This window comes from Pyramidobacter sp. YE332 (assembly GCF_033060595.1).
GTDB lineage: Bacteria > Synergistota > Synergistia > Synergistales > Dethiosulfovibrionaceae > Pyramidobacter.
On record NZ_CP133038.1, the window covers coordinates 918,803 to 939,254 of the forward strand.

The 20,452-nt window shown below is 59.8% G+C and carries 20 protein-coding genes and 1 tRNA gene; 18 read left to right on the forward strand and 3 right to left on the reverse strand.

Annotated features, from left to right (window positions below; genetic code table 11):
• Window positions 1-61: 61 nt before the first annotated feature.
• The 5 genes from RAH42_RS04355 (at window position 62) to RAH42_RS04375 (ending at window position 3,508) form a co-directional block, all read left to right on the forward strand.
• On the forward strand, window positions 62-835 hold the full coding sequence (locus RAH42_RS04355; RefSeq protein ID WP_078015903.1) for an amino acid ABC transporter permease: 774 nt from the start codon (window positions 62-64) through the stop codon (window positions 833-835).
• Window positions 822-1,544 carry an amino acid ABC transporter ATP-binding protein gene (locus RAH42_RS04360; RefSeq protein ID WP_296427005.1) on the forward strand — a complete coding sequence of 241 codons (723 nt, stop codon included), beginning with the start codon at window positions 822-824 and terminating at the stop codon, window positions 1,542-1,544. Before RAH42_RS04355 ends, RAH42_RS04360 begins: the two co-directional genes overlap by 14 nt.
• A gap of 24 nt (window positions 1,545-1,568) precedes the next feature.
• Window positions 1,569-2,438: a polysaccharide deacetylase gene (locus RAH42_RS04365; protein ID WP_317540022.1), complete on the forward strand. Its 870-nt coding sequence runs from the start codon at window positions 1,569-1,571 to the stop codon at window positions 2,436-2,438.
• Window positions 2,431-3,267 (forward strand): polysaccharide deacetylase, encoded by an 837-nt coding sequence (locus RAH42_RS04370; protein ID WP_315506613.1) that lies wholly within the window; start codon window positions 2,431-2,433, stop codon window positions 3,265-3,267. The genes RAH42_RS04365 and RAH42_RS04370 overlap by 8 nt, the downstream gene beginning before the upstream one ends.
• Window positions 3,268-3,420: 153 nt before the next feature.
• Window positions 3,421-3,508: transfer RNA gene (locus tag RAH42_RS04375), tRNA-Ser, on the forward strand.
• A 133-nt stretch (window positions 3,509-3,641) separates the two neighbouring features.
• On the opposite strand, the gene RAH42_RS04380 is transcribed toward RAH42_RS04375, so the two are convergent.
• Both RAH42_RS04380 and RAH42_RS04385 read right to left on the reverse strand, forming a co-directional pair.
• A complete protein-coding gene (locus RAH42_RS04380) occupies window positions 3,642-4,037 on the reverse strand; it encodes a YrzE family protein (RefSeq protein ID WP_317540023.1) in 396 nt (131 codons plus the stop codon).
• A complete protein-coding gene (locus tag RAH42_RS04385) occupies window positions 4,034-4,234 on the reverse strand; it encodes a hypothetical protein (RefSeq protein ID WP_078015908.1) in 201 nt (66 codons plus the stop codon). The genes RAH42_RS04380 and RAH42_RS04385 overlap by 4 nt, the downstream gene beginning before the upstream one ends.
• Before the next feature lie 244 nt (window positions 4,235-4,478).
• Here RAH42_RS04385 and RAH42_RS04390 point away from each other — a divergent pair, with 244 nt between their 5' ends.
• From RAH42_RS04390 to RAH42_RS04430, 9 genes are all read left to right on the forward strand, one after another.
• Window positions 4,479-4,937, forward strand: a complete 459-nt coding sequence (locus RAH42_RS04390) for a MarR family transcriptional regulator (protein WP_078015909.1) — start codon at window positions 4,479-4,481, stop codon at window positions 4,935-4,937.
• Window positions 4,938-5,230: 293 nt separating this feature from the next.
• Window positions 5,231-6,043: a hypothetical protein gene (locus RAH42_RS04395; RefSeq protein WP_317540024.1), complete on the forward strand. Its 813-nt coding sequence runs from the start codon at window positions 5,231-5,233 to the stop codon at window positions 6,041-6,043.
• A gap of 49 nt (window positions 6,044-6,092) precedes the next feature.
• Complete coding sequence (locus tag RAH42_RS04400) at window positions 6,093-7,493, forward strand: ATP-binding cassette domain-containing protein (protein WP_317540244.1); 1,401 nt, start codon at window positions 6,093-6,095, stop codon at window positions 7,491-7,493.
• Between the two features lie 277 nt (window positions 7,494-7,770).
• A complete protein-coding gene (locus tag RAH42_RS04405) occupies window positions 7,771-7,983 on the forward strand; it encodes a hypothetical protein (RefSeq protein ID WP_317540025.1) in 213 nt (70 codons plus the stop codon).
• 96 nt (window positions 7,984-8,079) lie between these two features.
• Window positions 8,080-9,213, forward strand: a complete 1,134-nt coding sequence (locus tag RAH42_RS04410; RefSeq protein WP_317540026.1) for an acyl-CoA dehydrogenase family protein — start codon at window positions 8,080-8,082, stop codon at window positions 9,211-9,213.
• A 28-nt stretch (window positions 9,214-9,241) separates the two neighbouring features.
• On the forward strand, window positions 9,242-10,027 hold the full coding sequence (locus tag RAH42_RS04415; protein WP_317540027.1) for an electron transfer flavoprotein subunit beta/FixA family protein: 786 nt from the start codon (window positions 9,242-9,244) through the stop codon (window positions 10,025-10,027).
• Between the two features lie 13 nt (window positions 10,028-10,040).
• A complete protein-coding gene (locus RAH42_RS04420; protein WP_317540028.1) occupies window positions 10,041-11,039 on the forward strand; it encodes an electron transfer flavoprotein subunit alpha/FixB family protein in 999 nt (332 codons plus the stop codon).
• Window positions 11,040-11,097: 58 nt separating this feature from the next.
• Complete coding sequence (locus RAH42_RS04425; protein ID WP_296428637.1) at window positions 11,098-12,354, forward strand: CoA transferase; 1,257 nt, start codon at window positions 11,098-11,100, stop codon at window positions 12,352-12,354.
• Window positions 12,355-12,841: 487 nt separating this feature from the next.
• Entirely contained in the window at window positions 12,842-14,278 is a 1,437-nt protein-coding gene (locus tag RAH42_RS04430) for an FTR1 family protein (RefSeq protein ID WP_317540029.1), read from the forward strand.
• A gap of 245 nt (window positions 14,279-14,523) precedes the next feature.
• On the opposite strand, the gene RAH42_RS04435 is transcribed toward RAH42_RS04430, so the two are convergent.
• The gene (locus tag RAH42_RS04435) at window positions 14,524-15,711 is read right to left on the reverse strand and encodes an IS110 family transposase (protein ID WP_078017176.1); all 1,188 of its coding nucleotides are present in this window, start codon (window positions 15,709-15,711) and stop codon (window positions 14,524-14,526) included.
• Between the two features lie 268 nt (window positions 15,712-15,979).
• Between RAH42_RS04435 and RAH42_RS04440 the strand changes: the two genes are divergently transcribed.
• The 4 genes from RAH42_RS04440 to RAH42_RS04455 all read left to right on the forward strand — a co-directional run bounded on the left by RAH42_RS04440 (window position 15,980) and on the right by RAH42_RS04455 (window position 20,450).
• A complete protein-coding gene (locus RAH42_RS04440; RefSeq protein ID WP_078015916.1) occupies window positions 15,980-16,576 on the forward strand; it encodes an iron transporter in 597 nt (198 codons plus the stop codon).
• Between the two features lie 159 nt (window positions 16,577-16,735).
• The gene (locus RAH42_RS04445) at window positions 16,736-17,950 is read left to right on the forward strand and encodes a Fe-S-containing protein (RefSeq protein WP_078015917.1); all 1,215 of its coding nucleotides are present in this window, start codon (window positions 16,736-16,738) and stop codon (window positions 17,948-17,950) included.
• Between the two features lie 15 nt (window positions 17,951-17,965).
• Window positions 17,966-19,252 carry an ABC transporter permease gene (locus RAH42_RS04450; protein WP_078015918.1) on the forward strand — a complete coding sequence of 429 codons (1,287 nt, stop codon included), beginning with the start codon at window positions 17,966-17,968 and terminating at the stop codon, window positions 19,250-19,252.
• On the forward strand, window positions 19,242-20,450 hold the full coding sequence (locus tag RAH42_RS04455) for an ABC transporter permease (protein WP_317540030.1): 1,209 nt from the start codon (window positions 19,242-19,244) through the stop codon (window positions 20,448-20,450). The genes RAH42_RS04450 and RAH42_RS04455 overlap by 11 nt, the downstream gene beginning before the upstream one ends.
• Window positions 20,451-20,452 lie beyond the last annotated feature (2 nt).

Sequence of the window (20,452 nt, forward strand, 5' to 3'; positions counted from 1 at the left end):
TGCGACGGGCGCGCCGCGCGTCGCCGCGGCGGCTTTGCGAAACGCCGCAGGAAGGAAGAACATGAGAAAATCGCTTTTCGGCCGCAAAAAAGCGCCGCCGCTGCTGGCCCTCGCGGCCGTGCTGGCTCTGGCGGGGCTGGCCTGGGCCGCGCCGGCCCCGGCGCGGCGGTTTGCGCTGCATTTCGAACGCATCTGGCCCTATTACAAAGTCTTTTACCGCGGCATGATCAATTCGCTCGAGGTGACCTTCATGTCCGTGATCATGGGCTCGGTCTGCGGCACCGTGCTGGCGCTGCTCAAAGTCTCGCGCCTCGGGCCGCTGTCGTGGTTCGCCACGGCCTACACCTCGGTGTTCCGCGGCACGCCGCTGATGGTGCAGTTGTTCCTCGTTTATTTCGCCACGCCGCAGCTCTTCGATTATCAGATCCCGGCCTTCAACGCCGTGGTGCTGACCTTCGGGCTCAACTCCGCCGCCTACGTGTCCGAGATCCTGCGCGGCGGCATCCAGTCCATCGACGTCGGCCAGCGCGAGGCCGCCATGGCCCTGGGCGTGCCCTACCGCGCCATGATGTTCGACATCGTCATCCCTCAGGCGCTGCGCACCGTGCTGCCGTCGCTGGTCAACGAGCTCATCGCCCTGCTCAAGGACACCTCCATCGTCGCCACCATCGGCATGCTCGACATGATGCGCGCCGCCCAGACCGCCATGAACTCCACCTATCTGGCCTTCGAGCCGTTCATCGTCGTCGCCGGCATGTACTACGTGCTCGTGATGATCTTCACGGCCGTCGCCTCGCGCCTGGAGAGGAGGCTGCACAAAAGTGATCGAAATTAAGGATCTGAAAAAACAATTCGGCTCCCTCGAGGTGCTTCGGGGCGTCAACCTGAAGATCGACGACGGCGAAGTGGTGTCCGTCATCGGCCCCTCCGGCTCGGGCAAGTCGACGCTGCTGCGCTGCATCAACCTGCTCGAAACGCCCACGTCGGGACAGGTCGTGATCGACGGGGTGGACATCACCCAAAGAGGCGTGGACATCCAGAAAGTGCGCGAGAACGTGGGCATGGTGTTTCAGCACTTCAACCTGTTCCAGAACAAGAACGTGCTCCAGAACATGATCTACGCGCCCATGAAAGTGCGCGGCCTTCCCGAGGCGCAGGCCGTCGAAAAGGCCATGCGGCTGCTCGAGCGCGTCGGTCTGGCCGACAAGGCCCGCGCCTATCCTTCCATGCTCTCCGGCGGCCAGCAGCAGCGCGTCGCCATCGCCCGCGCCCTGGCCATGGAGCCGAAGACGCTGCTTTTCGACGAGCCCACCTCGGCGCTCGATCCGGAGATGGTCAAGGAAGTGCTCGACGTGATCCGCAGCCTGGTTTCCACGGGCATCACCATGGCGATCGTCACCCACGAGATGGGCTTCGCCCGCGAGGCTTCCGACCGCGTCTGCTTCGTCGACGAGGGCGTGATCGCCGAAGACGCCGCGCCGTCTGAGTTCTTCTCGTCGCCGAAGTCGGCGCGCGCCCGGCAGTTTTTGGAAAAAGTGCTTTAGACGCAGAGAAACGGAGACTGAAAAATGGAAGACCGGCTGCATTGGAAAAACGGCGCCCGCTGCGCCGTGATGCTGACGTTCGATCTCGACGGGGACACCACGTGGAAGAACGGCAACGCCCACTACGAAGGCGGCGACAAGTTCCTGAAAGCCCGCTCGGTAGGGCTTTACGGCCCCAACCGCGGCGCTCACGCCATCCTCGACCTGCTGAAGAAATACGGCGTCCCCGGCACCTTCTTCGTGCCCGGCAAGGTCGCCGAGGACAACCCCGGGCTGATCCGCCGCATCGACGCCGAAGGGCACGAGATCGGCCAGCACGGCTACACGCACGAAATGTTCTTCAACTACGGCCGCGAGCGGCAGATCGAGATCGTCGAAAAGTGCCAGAACATCTTCTGCGACCTGATCGGCAAGCCCGCCCGCGGCTTTCGCACCCCGTCCGGCGACTGGTCGCTGGACACGCCGCGCCTGCTGTACGAGCGCGGCGTCGACTACAGCAGCTCGATGCGCGGCAACGACCGCCCCTATCACACCGCGATCGACGGCGAAAAGACCGACTTCATCGAGATCCCTACGCGCTGGGAACTGGACGATTACGTGGCCACCGCCTACAATTATTTCCCCGCCGAACCCGACGGGCAGGACCGCATCTCCGGCTACGACCTGGTCTACGACAATTTCTCGCGCGAGTTCGACGGCTATTACGAATACGGCCTGTGCTTCGTCAGCATGATCCATCCGCAGGTCACCGGCACTCCCGGCCGCCTGCGCATCCTCGAAAAGCTGATCCGGCATATCAAGGAGCGAGGCGACGTCTGGTTCGCGCGCGGCGGCGAAGTGGCGCGGTGGTACCGCGAGCATTACGACCGCGAGGAGGTCCTGAAAAATGCCTGAAATCGAGTGGAAGGACGGCGCCCGCTGCGCCGCCATGATCACCGTCAACCTCGACGCCGAAAACTTCTGGCTGGCCGTCGACCCCGACGTCTCGAAACGCCCGAAGACTCTGTCCATGGGGCAGTACGGCATGGACCGCGGCCTGCCGCGCCTGCTGGAGCTTCTTGACGATTTGGATATCAAGGCCACGTTTTTCGTGCCCGGTTCGACCGCCGCGGCCTACGCCGAAAAAGTGAAAGACGTCGCCGCCCGCGGCCACGAGATCGCCCTGCGCGGCTACGAACTGCTCAACTGGGGCCTGCTGCCCGCCGAACAGGCCGCGGCCGACATGGAAAAAGGCGCCGCTGTCCTCAAAAACGTCGTCGGCGCGCAACCCAGAGGCTACCGCGCTCCCATCGCCGAGTTCACCCTCGACACCCTGCGCGCCGCCCATGCCAACGGCGCCGTGTATTCCAGCAGCCTCAGCAGCGACGACCGCCCCTTCTGGTTCGACCTGGGAAACGGCGAAAAACTGCTGGAGATCCCCGTTCACTGGGCGCTTTACGACCTGCCGTACTTCGCCTTCAACTACCACCCGCCCATGCCGAAGGGACAGGGGCGGATCGCCAACTCCGCTCAGGTCTTCAATAACTTCCGCGAGGAGTTCCTCGGCTGCGCCGAGCGCGGCCTCTGTTACGTGCTCCAGCTCGACCCGCAGACCGCCTGCACTCCCGGCCGCATGCCGCTGCTGCGCGGACTGCTGACCGAGATCAAGGAGAGCGGCGCGGCCTGGCTCGCCACCGGCGGCGAGATGTACGATTACTGGTCCGCCGTTTATCCCGCGAAGTAGCTCTTTGTTGCGGAACGGGAAACGAATGTACCGCGAGGGAGCGAATGTTCGCCCCCTCTCCCCGCCGCCGTCTTCAAGCGGCACGTTTCCGTCGAAGCCGCGGCCGCAACTTGTCAAAAAACGCCCGCCTGTGTTATAATGCCCTTTGTCCGCGGAGGGGTGTCCGAGTGGTCGATGGTGCTTGCTTGGAAGGCATGTGTACCTTAGGGTACCGGAGGTTCGAATCCTCTCCCCTCCGCCATTTTTAACGGTCAAACATGGACAATCTTGGACAAAAAACGGACAAAGCCGCCTGCGGGCGGCTTTTTTGCTGTAAAACGAAAACCACCGGCCATGCCGGTGGTTATGATACAAACGAAAAACGTAACATCAGCTCAATTTTTCTTTTTCCCGTATTGGAATCCGCTCACGGCGCCAGCTGCAAAAGCCAGCAGAACTTTTACCAGGTCTTTGACGAATTCTCCGAAGCCCGCGTGGAGTGCCCATCCGACAAAAAGGACGATGAGAAATAACACCAATCCGCAGAAAATATACAGCTCGCGTTTCTTTTTGATATCGTACTGACGGCTTTTTTCGTTATCCTGCATTTGCGCTTTCAAAGCCGTCTGAGCATATTCGTAGCTGTATTTGTCTTCTGTTTGCCGAGTAAGAAGTTCCTTTTCCCGTAAATCTATCTCCCGTGCCTGATTGGCGATGAGCGCGTTCAATGCCTCCGGCGGAAGCTGGGGAGCAGCGGGCTGTGCAGACGGCGCTGGATGGTTGTCGTTCATTTAGCCTCTCCGAGCGGGGCGTAAATAGGATGCGTATAAGTTACGCGGATTTTTCCGCCGACTGTTGGATCGCCAAGGCGAGGCGGGATGATTCTCGTTTCTTTTATTTTCGCCTTGTCCTTTTCGCGCAGGCTCAGGTATTGTTCAATGGTCAGGTCTTCGGAATCGATGCGCAGCATGTTGATAATCTGTGCCATCCCCATCCCCTCCTTTTGATCTATTGTATCATACCCGTCAATCGTGACCTCTCCACCGCCATGCGCGGCTCTTTTTGTGAATCTGCCCCGCAGCGCCCTTGCGTTCGGCTTTTTAGTTAAGAAATAGTATCATGGGCGGCGGGGAGCGCTCCTCGCCGCCTGTCTTGTCTTGAAAAAATCCGAGAACGGACTATAATTTAAGCGTCCGTTTTCGGATTTTTTTGTCTTATGGGGACACTATACAATGGGTTCGAATACGAAAGATTACTTGACGCGGATTGCCATGCAGGAAAAACAATTCGATGCTCTGTATCGGGAAACAAGCGCGAAATTTGATCTGCCGGATTGTGCGATGTGGGTGTTGTATTTTCTCGTTTCTTCCGATGGGCCGATAACACAGCAGGATCTGATCGAGAAGATGATGTTTCCCAAGCAGACCATCAATTCTGCTGTGATGAAGCTTTCCAAAGAGGGGCTTGTCCAACTTCAGATCGTCCCCGGCACCCGTAATCGGAAGACGATCTTTTTGACGGACACCGGAGCGAAGCTGGCACAAGCGACCGTAGAGCGGATGCGGCATGCGGAACTCCGGGCCGTTGAGGCCATGGGAGCCGAGCGCATGGAACAGTTTGTCTCGCTCCACAACAGTTTTTATTCTCACTTGCAACGAGCGTTTCAAGACGAAGGTTTGACGGATGCCTGACTTGAGATCATGGAATCTTTGGCGCGGCTGCCAAAAATACAGCGAGGACTGGGAAAACCGTTATATGCATTATCCGGATAAGGTCAGAGGCGTCCCGGAGCGTGCGGCTGTCATTCAAGGGATAATCCGCCCAAGAGGAACCGGCGGGGGCAGTATAAGATCCCATCCGGCTCTTGCCTGCGTGTCAATATGACTTCTGGTGCATTTCTTGAAGAGGCGGACGAGTGGCGCGTCGAAATGTGGAACGTGATGGGAACGGGAAAGCGTTTATGAGCGACGAAGGAGATCGTGCGATGAACGACAATATTGAAATCCGCGGCGCGTCCGAGAACAACTTGAAGCACATCGACGTGACCATACCGAAGGGGAAGCTGGTCGTCTTTGCCGGCGTCTCCGGCTCGGGCAAGAGTTCGCTGGCTTTTGATACGGTGGCTGTGGAATCCGAACGCGAATGGCAGCAGAGCTATCCGCTGTTTCTGCGCAACAAGATGCCGCACTATGACCGCCCAAAGGTGGACGAGATCCGCAATCTGACGCCCGCCATCGTAGTGGATCAGCGCGCCATCGGCGCGAACACCCGTTCCACGGTCGGCACGGCGGTGGACGTCGCGCCGCTTTTGCGTCTGCTGTTTTCCCGCGTGGGCGAGCCGAGTGCCGGCGGCAGTATGGCGTACTCCTTCAATCATCCCGCCGGGATGTGCCCGGACTGCACCGGCGTCGGAGAACGGTTGGAGCTGATCGAGGAATCCATGTTCGACCCGGATAAGACTCTTGCGGAAGGAGCCATTCTGTTCAGCCAGTTTTCCGCCGGATGGCAGACGCACCTGTATCAGAACAATCCTCTGCTCGATCCCGATAAAAAGCTCCGGGATTTTACATCCGAGGAATGGGACACGCTGAAATACGGATCGAAAGAACCGGTCAAAGTGGGAATCAAGTCCAACAATACCGGACGTGTGGATATGGTGGAATATGAGGGCGTTTTCCCCCGTTTTGAGCGTGTCTACATGAAGCGGGACATCACCAAGCTGAAAAAAGGCTTGCAGGACGAGATCATGTCTCATGTGAGGCGCGGGGCATGTCGCACCTGCGGGGGACGGGACTGAATCCGAAGGCTCTGGCCTCAAGGATCAACGGCAAAACATCGTGGAGTGCATGGACATGACCGCCGCCGATCTGCTGCCGTTCCTCGAAACGATCGGCGACCCGCGCGGCGGCTCGCTTGCCAAGCAGATCGCCGAATATCTGGAACGTATGATCGGCGTCGGTATCGGCTATTTGTCCCTTTCGCGCAAGACCGAAACTCTCTCCGGCGGCGAGGCCCAGCGGTTAAAAATGGTTCGCAATCTCGGCGGATATCTCAACAATATCACTTACATTTTCGACGAACCCACGGCCGGCCTGCATCCGGCGGATGCGGAGCGGATCGGCAGGATGCTCTGCGACCTGCGGGACAAGCACAACAACGTGCTTGTGGTGGAACACAGCCGTCAAATGCTTGCGCTTGCGGACCACATCATCGAAATGGGGCCGGGGGCCGGAATCGGAGGCGGCAGTCTCGTCTTTTCGGGCAGCCTTGAAGAACTGCAAAAAGCGGGGACGCTCACGGCGCAGGCGATCCGTCAGAAGGTCGCAGTCAACAGAGAGCCGCTGCCGTGGACGGAAGGCTACGAGATCAGAGACGCCCATTGCCACAATTTGAAGCACGTGAACGTGACCGTTCCGAAGGGCGTTCTCACCGCCGTCACCGGCGTGGCGGGAAGCGGCAAAAGCTCGCTGATGCGCCGTGAGTTCCCTAAAGCATACCCGGATGCCGTCATCATCGACCAAAAGCCCATCGGCACATCCATCCGCTCGACGCCCGCCACTTATACCGGCGTGATGGACGAGATCAGAAAGGTCTTCGCCAAGGAGAACGGCGTCGGCGCGGGCTGGTTCTCCTTCAATTCCGAGGGCGGCTGCCCTATCTGCAAGGGCACCGGGCAGATCACCTACGATATGGCCTTCGCCGAGCCGTTGGCCGTCCCCTGCGAGGAATGCGGCGGACATCGCTACAATCCCACGGCGCTGTCTTACTGTTACAAAGGAATGAACATCGAAGAAGCGATGAGGCTGACTATCGGGCAGGCGTATGATTTCTTCGACAATGCCAAGATCCGCAAGCTCCTGCGGAGCATGATCGACGTGGGGCTGGATTATCTCACGCTGGGACAGCTCACGAGCACGCTGTCCGGCGGAGAAGTGCAGCGGGTCAAGCTGGCCAGCGAGCTGCACAGGCAGGGACAGATCTATGTGCTGGACGAACCAAGCACCGGCTTACACGCTAGCGACATTGAAAAGCTGCTGGCGCTGCTCCGCGGGCTGGTGGGGAGCGGGAACACCGTGGTCATGGTCGAGCATCGCATGGAACTGATCGCACAGGCGGACTGGGTCATCGACATGGGGCCGGACGGCGGCTCCGGCGGGGGAACAGTGGTATTCGAGGGGGTCCCCGAACAGCTGTTGAAATGTTCGGGCTCCAAAACCGCAAAGTATATGCTTGAAGCGCTCCGATAGCGAAAACGCCTCCGGCCCGGCGGCTTTTATCGCATGCGGCGCCTGCGGCTCAATCGAGAAATGGAGATCGGGAGGGATACGGACGTCCGTCGGAACGCCGTCGGAGTTTCTGTCGTCGCACGGAATGAAACGGAGAAAACGGCAGGGAGGCCGCCTCAATCGACTTTTGAGACGGCCTCTTGTGTCGTGTTTAAAGCCGACGTTCCTCAGGCTGCGCCGCTCGCTTCGCGGATCTCCCTCGGCGCCTTTGTGTTCGGTTTTTTAACTAAGAAATAGTATGAATTTCGATTACGGGGCGGCATTGAAAATGCCGCGCATCCGCGCGCCGCGCCGCAAAAAAACGTGCGGCGCGGGATTGAAAAAAAAGCGCCGCCGACGATTTCTCGAAAAGCGCTGGGATCCGGTTCCCATATGGCTGCGGAAGCTATTGCGAAAATTTAGGCTTTTGATCGACGCAGTTTTACGGTTAAATCGATATGCTCGTTCATGATATAATAAAATCAGTCTAAAAAAGTAACGATCCTTTTATTATGGCAAAGTCGCGTCTTTTGCACTCGGATATTCGTTTGAAAATGGAGGGATGCAGATGATTCAGTTCAGCGAGGCTCAGGTGATGATCTGCGACATGGTCCGCGAGTTCACGAAGAACGAAGTCGCCCCGCGCGATCGCTGGATGGACGAGAACGGATTCGATCATGAGCTGCGCAAAAAGCTGACGGAAGCCGGCTTGATGGCCATTCATATGCCGGAGGAGTACGGCGGAGGCGGCGGCGACGCGGTCACCAGCGAGATCGTGATCAACGAAATCGCCAAGGGCAGCGCTTCCGTCGCGTTGTTTCTCGACGCCCATTGGCTGGCGGCCGACTTGATCCTCCTGCACGGCAGCGAGGCGCAGAAGAAAAAATATCTCCCGCAGTGCGCCGAGGGCAAGGTTTTCGCTTTCGGCCTGACGGAATCCAGCGCGGGTTCCGATGCGGCGGCGATCAAGTCGGCGGCGGAGAAACAGCCTGACGGCAGCTATATCCTCAACGGAAGCAAGGCGTGGATCACGAACTCAGGCGTCGCGGATTACTACCTGATCATGGCCAAAACGGATCCCGCCGCCGGCAGCCACGGCATTTCCGTGTTCGTCGTCCCCAAGGACGCCGAAGGGCTGACCGTCGGCAAATTCGAGAAGAAAATGGGCATGAGGGGCACCGCCACCTGCGAGCTCTCTTTCGACAACATCGAGCTTCCCGCCGACTCTCTGGTCGGCGACGAAGGCAAGGGCTTCATGATGGCCATGCAGGCTCTGGACGGGGCGCGCATCTCCATCGGCGCGATCGCTTCGGGACTGATGCAGCACGCCATGGACAAGGCCGCCGCGTATGCCAGAGAACGCACGACGTTCGGCAAGCCCATCGCCGGGCACCAGGCGGTCGGGTTCAAGTTCGCCGATATGGCGGCCAAAATCCGCGCCACCGACCTGATGGTCTGGGATACCTGCGAGCTCAAGCGGCAGGGGAAAAGATTTTCCGTCGAAGCGGCGGAGCTGAAGCTCCTTGCCTCCCGATGGGCATGCGAAGTGTGCGACGACTGCATTCAGATCTTCGGCGGCAACGGCTACAGCGAGGAATTCGACGTCGAGAGATTCTATCGCGACGCCAAGCTTTTGGAAATCGGCGAAGGCACGAGCGAGATCCTGCGTCTGATCATCAGCAGCTCCGTCCTCGGCCGATAGGCCCGCGTCCATCGAGGCATGGAATCCGATGAAAATCCTCGTTTTTGTCAAGCAGGTTCCGGATACTGACGACGTCGCGCTCGACCCGAAAACGGGGCGGCTCGTGCGGGAAGGCGTGGAGAGCAAACTCAACCCGGTCGATGCGAACGCCGTTGAAGCGGCTGTGCAGCTCAAAGAAAAGCACGGCGGCACGGTCGGCGTTGTCAGCATGGGGCCGCCTCAGGCGGAAGACGTTCTGAAAAAGGCGCTGGCGCTTGGCTGCGACGAGTCGTATCTGTTGTCGGACCGTCCGCTGGGCGGCGCGGACACGCTGGCCACGGCGTATACGCTGTCCCTGGCGGCACGCCGGATCGGCGGCTATGATCTGCTCCTGTTCGGGCGCAACGCCGTCGACGGCGATACGGCCCAGACGGGGCCCGCCACGGCGGCCTTCCTCGGCATCCCGCAGGTCACGCTGGCCTCCTCCATAGACGTCGAGGACGGCTGGGTCATCTGCGAGCGCCGTCTGGAAGACCGCACGCAAAAAGTCAGGGCCAGGATGCCCGCGCTCGTGACCGTCACGGCGGAGATGAACAAACCGCGCTATCCCAAGCCCGTCGATATCGTGAAGGCGCTGAAGAAACCGCGGCACGCGTGGACCGCTCAGGACCTGGGGGCGGATCCTTCCCGGATCGGGATGAACGGCTCGCCGACGTCGACGCGCGGACTGATGGAGCCGCGGAAACGCAAGGCCGACACGAAGTATTTTCAGGGACAGCCGCGGGAAATCGCGGCGCAGATCGCCGATCTGCTGCATGACGAGCGCCTGATTTAAGGGGGCGGACCTCATGGCACAGGAAGACTGCAAAGGAATATGGGTGTTTGCCGAACAGCAGGACGGAAAATTGAACGACACGGTTTTCGAAATTCTGGCGCGGGCCCTCGATCTGAAAAACCACAGCGGAGAAGAAATCACGGCGGTGCTGCTGGGCAAGGGCGTGACCGCGTTGGCCCCGGCCCTTTTCGAGTACGGCGCCGAAGCCGTGATCGTCGCCGAGAACGACGCCCTGGCGCAGTACAGCGCTCGTCCTTACGAAAAGGCCCTGACGCAGCTGGTCCAAAAGCATCGGCCTTCCATCCTGCTCTACGGGGCCACCTCTCTCGGGAGAGACCTGGCTCCGCGCGTGATGGTCTCTTTGCGCACGGGACTGACCGCCGACGCGGTAGACCTGGGGTTCGACGAGGACGGGGTGTTCTGCCAGACGACGCCGGCATACGGCGGCAGCGTTCTTGCCCGCATTGCGATCCTCGAAAAGCGGCCGCAGATGGTAACTGTCCGTCCGAAGATGTTCGATCCCGTCGAGCCGCGGTCCGGCGCTTCGGGCCGGATGATTGCCGAAACGGTAGACATCGCGGCGGACGGAGATTACGAAGTTCTTGAAACAATGGCGCGGCAGGATCACGGCGGATCCATAGAGGATGCGGACATTCTGGTTTCGGGCGGGCGAGGGATCAAGAGCGAGGAAGACCTGAAGCGTTTGGACGAGCTCGCCGCCCTGCTGGGCGGACGTCTTGCGGCGTCTCGCCCGCTGGTTGACAGCGGATGGCTTCCGCACGACCGGCAGATCGGCCAGAGCGGAACGACCGTAAAGCCCAAATACATCTTCAACGTCGCGATTTCGGGCTCGGTCCAGTATCAGGTCGGCATGCAGAAAGCCGGCTGCATCATCAGCGTCAACCATACCAAGGGCGCCCCGATCTTCGACATTTCCCACTACGGCGCGGTTGCCGACTACAGGGCGCTGATACCGGCCCTGATCGAGGAGATCAGAAGGCGAAAAGCCTGAGGATCAGGGTTCGGGCTTTGTGCGGAGATTCATATCATTTTGAAGGAGGACCTTGTCCATGCGCGATCGTACGTTTATCATCCCGGAATTCGGCCCCCTTGCGGGGATGAGGATCATCGACAGCGGCTCTCTCATTGCGATGCCCTTTGCCGCCACGATGTTGGCCGATTTCGGAGCCGAAGTCATTCACATCGAACGTCCTGGCGTCGGCGACACGCTGCGTTTGATGGCGCCGTTCGCCACCGTCAACGGCAAGAAAGTTTCCACGGCCTGGGCGCAGGATGCGAGAAACAAGCTGTCGATGACGCTCGAGCTCAACCTCCGGCATGAGGAAGTCAAAGAGATATTTTATGGGCTCATCAAGGAAGCCGACGTCTTCATGGAGAACATGGTCTGGCTGGAGAAGCTCGGCATCTACGACGAGGAACTGCTGAAGGTCAATCCGAAGCTCGTCATCGTCCACGTCAGCGGGCTTGGGCACAAGGAGTTCGGCGGCGTCCCCTCGGTCTGCAACAGGGCTTCGTACGACATGATCGGGCAGGCGTTTTCCGGATGGCTGTACCTGCAGGGCGACCCCGACCGCGATCCGTCGGTGTCCAAACCTTATACGAACGACTTCGTTTCGGCGTTCGCCGTTCTCTTCGGCACGTTGGGCGCGTATATCAACGTTCAGAAGACGGGCAGGGGGCAGGTCGTCGACGTCGCGCAGTTCGAAGCGATGGCGCAGTATATGTGCGGCACCTACACCTCATACACCATGGCCGGGGAAATTTCCGAAAGAAGCGGCAACGCCTCGCCGGCGTTCCAGCCGTACAATATTTTCAAGTCGAAAGACGGGTTCCTCGTGGCGCTCGGCGCCTTTGGCCCGGGAGTGTACAAGAGATTCATTCAGGGCGCCGGATTCGACCTCGACTATTTCAACTACGAGGATTGCTCGTCCGGCATAGAAGCCGTCGCCTCGCCCAAGGGACGCGAACTGGATCGGAAAGTCATCGAATGGTGCGCCTCTCTGACCGCCGCGGAAATCGAGCGGAAGATGGAGGAGGCGCGGGTTCCCTGCGCTGTGCTGAACACGGCCAAATCCGCCTTCGAGAACGAGCATTTCAAAAGCCGCAACGACTGGATCACGTACGAGGATCAGACCGTCGAAACCGAAATCACCGCCTTCGGCATCGCCCCGAAGATGTCCGAGACGCCTGGCAAAGTCTGGCGCGGGGCGCCGAAGCTCGGACAGGACACCGAAAACATCCTCAAGACCATCCTTGGATACGATGACGCCAAGATTTCGTCGCTGCGAGAGAAGGGGCTTATCTGATCAGGCTCGGGGCGTGCCTCGGGGAAGAACTATGCCGTAGAACCGCAAAAAAGCCGGAAAGAGCGCCATGCTCTTTCCGGCTTTTTTGCGGCGGCGACGGTCCCGCCCTCGTGTTCGGCTTTTTGATCAAGAAATAGTATGATTTGTCGTTCCCGATCGAGTATCAGAATGATGCGCCATGGCCGGGAGAGAATGTTTTTAATTGCTCTAAGGGGATTTTTTTTGAAAAAACGCTTGACAGGATGGTTAGAGATGTTAAACTAACGGCGTATTAGTTAGCAACAACTAAGAAAAGTCGGGAAACACACGGTCCGAGACTTACAGGGAGTCCAGTCCGCAGCGCATATTTTCACGGGCAAGATCTTTGGCGGAAACGCAACGGATCTTGATGAGCAGAGTCGGCGCGCGGAGTTTTTTCTCCGCGCGGGGAGTTGCGTCCTCGGCAAGGGCCGAAGGCTGGAAATTTAAATTCTAAGGAGACGGCACGATGCAGACAAAGAACACGTTGCGGCGCGGGCGGGCCTTGGGACTGCTTGCGGTCGCTGTTCTCTTCTTTCTTTTCTCTTCGGCGCAGGACGCTTCCGCGGCCAAGAAGAAGAAATACGACACGTGGAAAGCCGTGGCGGCGGACATGGCGGTCGAGTTCTCGCGCGCGCGGGAGAACGTCGAGAAAGGCGAGTACAAGGCCGCCCACAAGAACATGAACGACGCCTATTTCGGCTATTACGAGATCCAGGGCTTCGAGAAGAACGTCATGGTCGCCATCTCTTCGGCCCGCGTCGGCCACATCGAAGGCAAGTTCTCGGCCATCAAGCACGTGCTGCTCGGCAACAACGACTCGATGGACAAGGCGACGCTCGTCAGCGAGATCGAGGACCTGAAGGTCAAGGTCTACAAGGACGCCATGGTCCTCGACGGCGACATCAGCGATACCGATCCAGACAGCCTCGGCGAGGCCGTCTACGGCTCGGCGGGCAAGCCGGCGCCGTACGGCGCGGAAGTTGCCGTCGAGCCGGGAAAGAAGGCCGAGCCCGAGAAGGTGGCAGTCGTTCCCGCCGGTCGGGACGCGCGGCCTGCGCAGGATGCGGCTCCCAAGAAAGCCCCGGTCAGCCGCGACTGGCTGACGTTTTTGACGGCGTTCGGGCTCCTGGTCCGCGAGGGGCTCGAAGCGATCCTGGTCATCGTCGCCATCGTCGCCTATCTGATCAAGACGGGCAACAAGCCGATGATCAAAGGCGTGTATTTCGGCTGTTTCGCCGCCGTTTTCGCCAGCGCGGTGCTGGCCTGGTTCCTGGAGTACATGATGGGCGACGCCAGCGGCGTGGCGCGCGAGCTGCTCGAGGGCTGGACGATGTTCCTGGCGGTGGCCGTGCTGTTTTACGTCAGCAACTGGATGCTCTCCAAGGCCGACACGGAGCGCTGGGAGAATTACATTGGCGGCAAAGTGCGGCAGTCGATCGACAGCAAGAGCCAGTGGACGCTGATCTTCGCGGCGTTCATCGCCGTGATGCGCGAGGGCGCGGAGCTGATCCTGTTCTACAAGGCAGCCTTCACGGGCGGCATGAACAGCGTCCCGCACATCGTCTACGGCATTCTCGCCGGCACGGCGGTGCTGGTCGCCGTCTGGGTGGCGTTCCGTTACTTCAGCGTCAAGCTGCCGCTCAAGCCGTTTTTCCTGTTCACCAGCATTTTGCTGTTTTTGATGTGCATTTCCTTCATGGGCAAGGGCGTGGTGGAACTGACGGAAGCCGACGTGATCACGGGGCGCACGGTCATCCCCGCGATGAAGGGCTTCCAGATCGAGATCCTCAGCATTTACGACCGCGCCGAGACGCTGATCCCGCAGGTCATGCTGCTGATCGCCTCGCTGTGGGTGACGCTGCCTCATCTGTTCGGCAAAAAGAAGGACGGGGGAGCGAAGTAGTTTTTATCTTCGGAAAGATTCCGCGCCGCGCGGAACTTTTATAGAACGCTATCTTTAAAGGAGACCAGCTATTAAAAGTCAAGTAGGAAATTCGAGCTCATGCCCGAAGTATTTCTAGCCGGTTGCCCGCGTGAAAAAGCCAAAGCGCCCCTGAAAACGGCATATTGGACAGAACTCAGACAAAACAAGCACGCGAACGAGCTCACACGGAAGCGACACGAGCAGGGAACCCCGCGGGAACAGGATCATTCTATGCCCTGGCGGCGTACCTCGTAAGGTTTGTTGGCTTTCAGAACAGCGTAAATCGTATAAAGCAGTTTTCTCGACACAGCCCCCAATGCAGTCCCATGCGCTTTCCCCTCACCGCGCTTCTTTTCGTAGAACGCTTTGAAGACAGGATCGCATCTGACTGCTATCAGCGCCGACATCCAGACAGCTCGTCTCAGGTAGGGGGATCCTTTCTTGGACAAGCGGTTGTGCTGGCCGACATAGTTCCCCGATTGAAACGAAGTCGGATCGATCCCGGCAAAGGCGACGAGTTTCTTGGGATTGGAGAAACGACTGATATCGCCGATCTCACCGAGGATCACGGCGCCCGTCGCCGGCCCCACGCCGGGGACAGTGAGGATGACAGAGCTAAACTTCCTCAGCTGCCGGGCGATCTTCTTGTCGATCTCATCGATCTGCTTCTCCGTGAATTCGATCTGTTCGATGAGAATCCTGATTTGAAAGGCAAAGGCATCCGAACACAGAGTCAGGCCGACCGAACGCGCCGCCAGAGACTTGAGCTCACGGGCTTTGTCAGTACCGTGCCGGCCCCGGCTGGTTTTTCTGAGCAAAGCGGCCAGCGATTTCGTGTTCACGTCGACCACCTGTTCCGGAGTGCCGTACGTCTTGAGAAATGCCTTTGAACTCTCGCCAAAGACGTTGGAGAACAAGGCAGCATACTCCGGAAACACCTGATCCAGAACGGTGACGACCTGTCGCTTGTAGTCGGCGCAGGAGTCCTTGAGCGACTCTCTGAAACGGGCCAGATTGCGCAGCGCCATGATATCTTCATCAGCCAGATGAGTTTCGCTGAACGAGCCGAAACGGATCACCTCAGCCACCAGAAAGCAGTCGACCGCATCCGTTTTCTGCTTCCGGATGTGGAAGTTCCTCAGACTGTCGGATTGGATCGGGTTGATCACATGCAGAGCAAAACCCTGCTCCCGCAGAAAGGAGTAGAGCGCGAGCCAGTAATGACCGGTCGCCTCCATGCCGATACAGAAAGCCTCCCGCTCGGGAAGACTCTGTTCGAGAAAGAGCAGAAGCTGCTGAAAGCCCTCCCGAGCATTGGCGAAACGCAGCGACTTGCCGACGTGGCTGCCGTCCTCCCTGATAAGCCCTGCTTCGTGATTGTTCTTCCCGATGTCAATACCAAGATAGTACATGAGTCACCTCACCACAACGTATTTGCAGGTGAATTCTCACGCTTCCTGCGGCTCACAACCTCCTTGGACAGACGGAGAAGACCTTCGGTCTCAACATCCAGCTCATTCGTGAACTGCCGCAAGAGGTGAGGCGCCACTCTCCTTTACGAGGAAATGTCCCCAAGGAAACAAACGGCGACGCTCACACTGCATGCTGACATTATCGCAGATTGTCCCGTTCAATAATCTGTCAACAAGTGCGACTACATTATTCTAGGAGGAAGTTCTTATGAAAAAGTCTTTTGTTGCAATGCTGGCCGGTCTTGCCGTGGTGGCTCTGGCGGCGTCCGCGATGGCCGCCCCCGCGGTGGAAAAGCCGGGTGAGAGCGGCTTTGCCGAGATCTCCATCGGCGAAGAGAAGCAGGTCGGCCCCTACAACGTCGCCGCCGTGTACTTCCAGGCCGTCGATATGTATCCCGCCGGCAAGAATCCTTCCAAGGAAGAGTCCGACATGCACCTCGAGGCCGACATCCACCTGCAGCCCGAATACGCCGTGCAGTACGGCTTCGGCGCCGGCGACAACATCTGGCCCGCGTACCTGACCGTCAAGTACGAGATCCTCGACAAGAACAACAAGATCGTCATGTACGGTTCCTTCATGCCCATGAACGCCGATGACGGCCCCCATTACGGCGCCAACATCAAGAAGGGCCTGAAGGTCGGCACCTACACGCTGCGCTTCACCATCGAGCCGCCCACGGATTATCTCCTCCACACCGATCCCGAGACCGGCGTGCCGGCGAAGGAGAACGCCAAGGATTACTTCAAGACCTACACCTGCGATTTCAAATGGAAGTACACCGCTGAGCAGCTTCAGAATCAGTAAAATCGAGGTATAAGCAAAAAAAGAAGTCGAGTATGCGGGGAGCTGCGCTGCCGTAAGAGCAGAACAGCGCCCCGCTTTGGCTGTTTATTGAGAACGGGGGTCAGTCTCATTTTAAAATATCTTGTTGCGGTCACGGATCATCTCGCCTCCTTATCGTTTTTGACCGGCCTGATCCTCGGCTTCGCGACGCGGAGCCGAGAGAAAATCGGCCGTTCGATCGCCTGGGGTGGAATGGCGGCGGGGATCCTTCTCGGCTTTGTCGTTTTCGGCGTGCGCCTGTACGATCCCAAGGGCATGAATCTGCCCCTGACGCGGTTCAACCGCTGGGTCGTCGTCGCCGTCGCGGTTGTCGCGGCCGCGGCTCTTTTGTGGGCGCTGCTTTCGTCGCTGCCGCGCCGCGTCGAAGGCGCCTGGCGGACGCTGGGCGTCGTGCTGCTGGCGGCGCTGCTGGGCGTCGCCTTCATGTATCTGGCGCCGTCCGTGATCCAGTTCACTCAGGAGTTCGTCTATTTCGGCGAGAGCGGCTTCAGCACCAAGGCGCTGCTGCGCGCGATCGGCTTTGCCCTCGGTCTCGCGCTGTGCCTGCTGCTGGGCTTGAGTTCGTTCAAGGTCCATCGCGCTCTGGACGAGCGCGGCGGCATGGTGTTCCTCGGCGTCTCCGTGCTTTTCTTCTTCGTCGAATACGGCTTCAACGCCGTCGCTTCGCTGCAGAGACTGAAGATGATCCCGCTCAGCGACCTCGTGTTCGAGATCATGGTCCTGGGCGACGAATATGAAAATTATTTCCTCTTCGCTCAGCTGCTGCTGGGGCTGGTCATGCTGCTGTGGGTGATCGCCACGCACCGGCGCCCCGAAGGGGAGTTCGCCAACCGCGCCCTGCTGCGCAAGGAAAAAGCCCGCCTGCGCACCTGCCGCCGCTGGTCGTGGAGCCTGTTCTCCTGGGCTCTGGCGGCGGCGCTGACGGTGACGGCGCTCCATTATTACGACACCAAGCCTCCGGCGGAAGTGCCGCCGGAAGCTTACGATCTCAGCGACGGCATCATTTCCATAGACCTGGGAAAGGTGTCCGACGGGCACCTGCACAAATTTTCCTACGTTACGCCGAACGGCTACGACGTGCGCTTTCTCGTCGTCAAAAAGCCCGTCGGCACGGCCTATGGCGTCGGCCTGGACGCCTGCGAGATCTGCGGCGTCGCCGGATATTTCGAACGCGGCGACGACGTGGTCTGCCGCCGCTGCGACGTGGTCATGAACAAGAACACGATCGGCTTCAAGGGAGGCTGCAATCCGATTCCCTTCCCCTATGAGGTACGGGAAGGCCGGATCTCCATCGATGTCAGGGAGCTCGAGCGCCACGAACGGCGCTTCAGGTAGGAGGCGGGAGCGGACATGTTCTGGAGAATGATTTGGCGGACGCTTGCCCGCCAGAAGAGCAAGATGCTGATGATCGCTTTCACCGTCATCCTCGGCGTATCGTTGTCCACGGCGATGATGAACGTCATGCTGGGCGTCGGCGACAAGGTCAACCGCGAGCTGAAAGTTTACGGCGCCAACATCACCGTGCGCCACAAGGACGCGGCGCTGATGAACGATCTCTACGGTCTCAGCGAGGGACTGGGCGTCACCGACAAGTTCCTGTACGAAGAGGACGTGCTCAAGCTCAAGACGATCTTCTGGGGGTTCAACATCATCGACTTCGCGCCGATGATCGACGGACGCGCCCGGGTCAACGGCGGCGAGGAAGTCCCGCTGTTGGGAGCCTGGGTGCAGAAACACGCCGTGCTGAACACCGGCGAGGAGATCGACACCGGTCTGCGCCCCTTGCGCAACTGGTGGCAGATCGACATGAAGGGCGACTGGCTCGGCGAAGACGACGACGGCTTCGTCATGGTCGGCGGCGCTCTGGCCGAACGGCTTCAAATCGGCGTCGGCGGCGAACTGACGCTGACGCATAACGGCGCGGCGAAGAAAGTGACCGTCAAGGGCATCTTCAACGACGGCGGCGCGGCCGACGGCCAGATCGTCGGCACGCTGAAAATGGTGCAGGAGCTCATGAGTCTGCCGGGCAAGGTCTCGCGCCTCGAAGTCTCGGCGCTGACCACGCCCGACAACGATCTGGCGCGAAAGGCCGCCCAGGATCCGCGCAGCCTCTCGCCCGAAGAGTACGAGACATGGTACTGTACGGCCTACGTCAGCGCCATCTGCCACCAGATCCAGGAAGTGGTGCGCGACGGCGTGGCCAAGCCCGTGCGTCAGGTGGCGGAGTCGGAGGGGACGATCCTCAACAAGACGACGCTGCTGATGATCCTGATCACGATCCTCAGCTCCATCGGCTCGGCGCTGGCGATCTCCAACCTGATCACGGCCAGCGTGATCGAGCGCAGCCAGGAACTGGGGCTGCTCAAGGCGCTCGGCGCCCATAACTATCAGATCGTGCTGCTGGTGCTGGTCGAGGTGATGATGACCAGCCTGTTCGGCGGCGCGCTGGGATATTTCCTCGGCATCGGCTTCGCGCAGATCATCGGCCAGACGGTCTTCGGCTCCTCCATCGAGATCGCGCGGCTGGTGATCGTGATCGTGGCCGTGATCCTGTTCTTCGTGACGCTGTTCGGCTCGATCCCGGCGATCCGTTACCTGCTGAACCTGAAACCGACGGAGGTCCTCCATGGTAAATAGAAGACGGAAAATGTACCTCAAAATGGTGACGAGTTCGCTGATCCGGCGCGCCTCGCGGCTGATCATCGCCGTGCTGGCTATCGCGATCGGCGCCACCATCCTGTCGGGCCTGGTGACGATCTACTATGACATCCCGCGTCAGTTGGGGCGCGAATTCCGCTCCTACGGCGCCAATCTGCTGCTGTTGCCCAAGGGCGACGCCCGCATCAGCCGCGAAGACCTCGAACGGGTGCGCGGCATCATCGGCTCCGACCGCATCGTCGGCATGGCGCCGTACCGTTACCAGACGGTGAAGATCAACGAGCAGCCCTACATTATCGCCGGCACCGACCTGCCGCAGGCGAAGAAGAACAGTCCCTTCTGGTACGTGGAGGGAGACTGGGGCAGCGCCGCCGCGCCCGACCGGGTGATGGTCGGCAAGGAGATCGCCGAGACGCTGAATTTGTCCATCGGCGACACGTTCACCGTGCTGGGCGTCAAGTACGGCCGCCGCGCCGAAGCCTCCGGGCAGAACCTGTCGGCGGAAGAGAACCGCGTCCGCGACGAAGGCGAACAGAATTTCGCCAAGAAATTGACCGTCTGCGGCATCGTCACCACCGGCGGCGCCGAAGAGGGCTTCATCTTCGCCGACGTGGACATGCTCGACGGTCTGATCGGCGACAGCTTCCGAGGCGACGTGGTGGAGTGCAGCGTCGTGGCCGATTCGGAGCAGATGGAAGAACTGACCGCCGCCCTGGAGGCGGAGATGCCCGGCATCCAGCCGCGCGCCGTGCGCCGCCTCACTCAGGCGCAGGACATCGTGCTGGGCAAGCTGCAGGCGCTGGTGCTGCTGGTCACGGTAGTGGTGCTGATCATCACGATGATCTCGGTCTCCACCACGATGATGGCCATGGTCGCCGAACGCCGCCGCGAGATCGCCCTCAAAAAAGCGCTCGGCGCCGAGAATCGCCTCGTCATGGGCGAGCTGCTCGGGGAAGGCGTGCTGCTGGGCTTTATCGGCAGCGTCGTCGGCGTGTTCCTCGGCTTCGAGTTCGCGCAGCGCGTCAGTTTGAACGTCTTCGGCCGGGCCATCGACTTCCAGTGGCCCATCATCCCCGTTACCATCGCGGTTTTCATCGCGATCACCGTGCTCGCTTCGATCCTGCCGGTGCGCCGGGTAATGGACATTCATCCCGCGATCGTGCTCAGGGGGGAATAAAA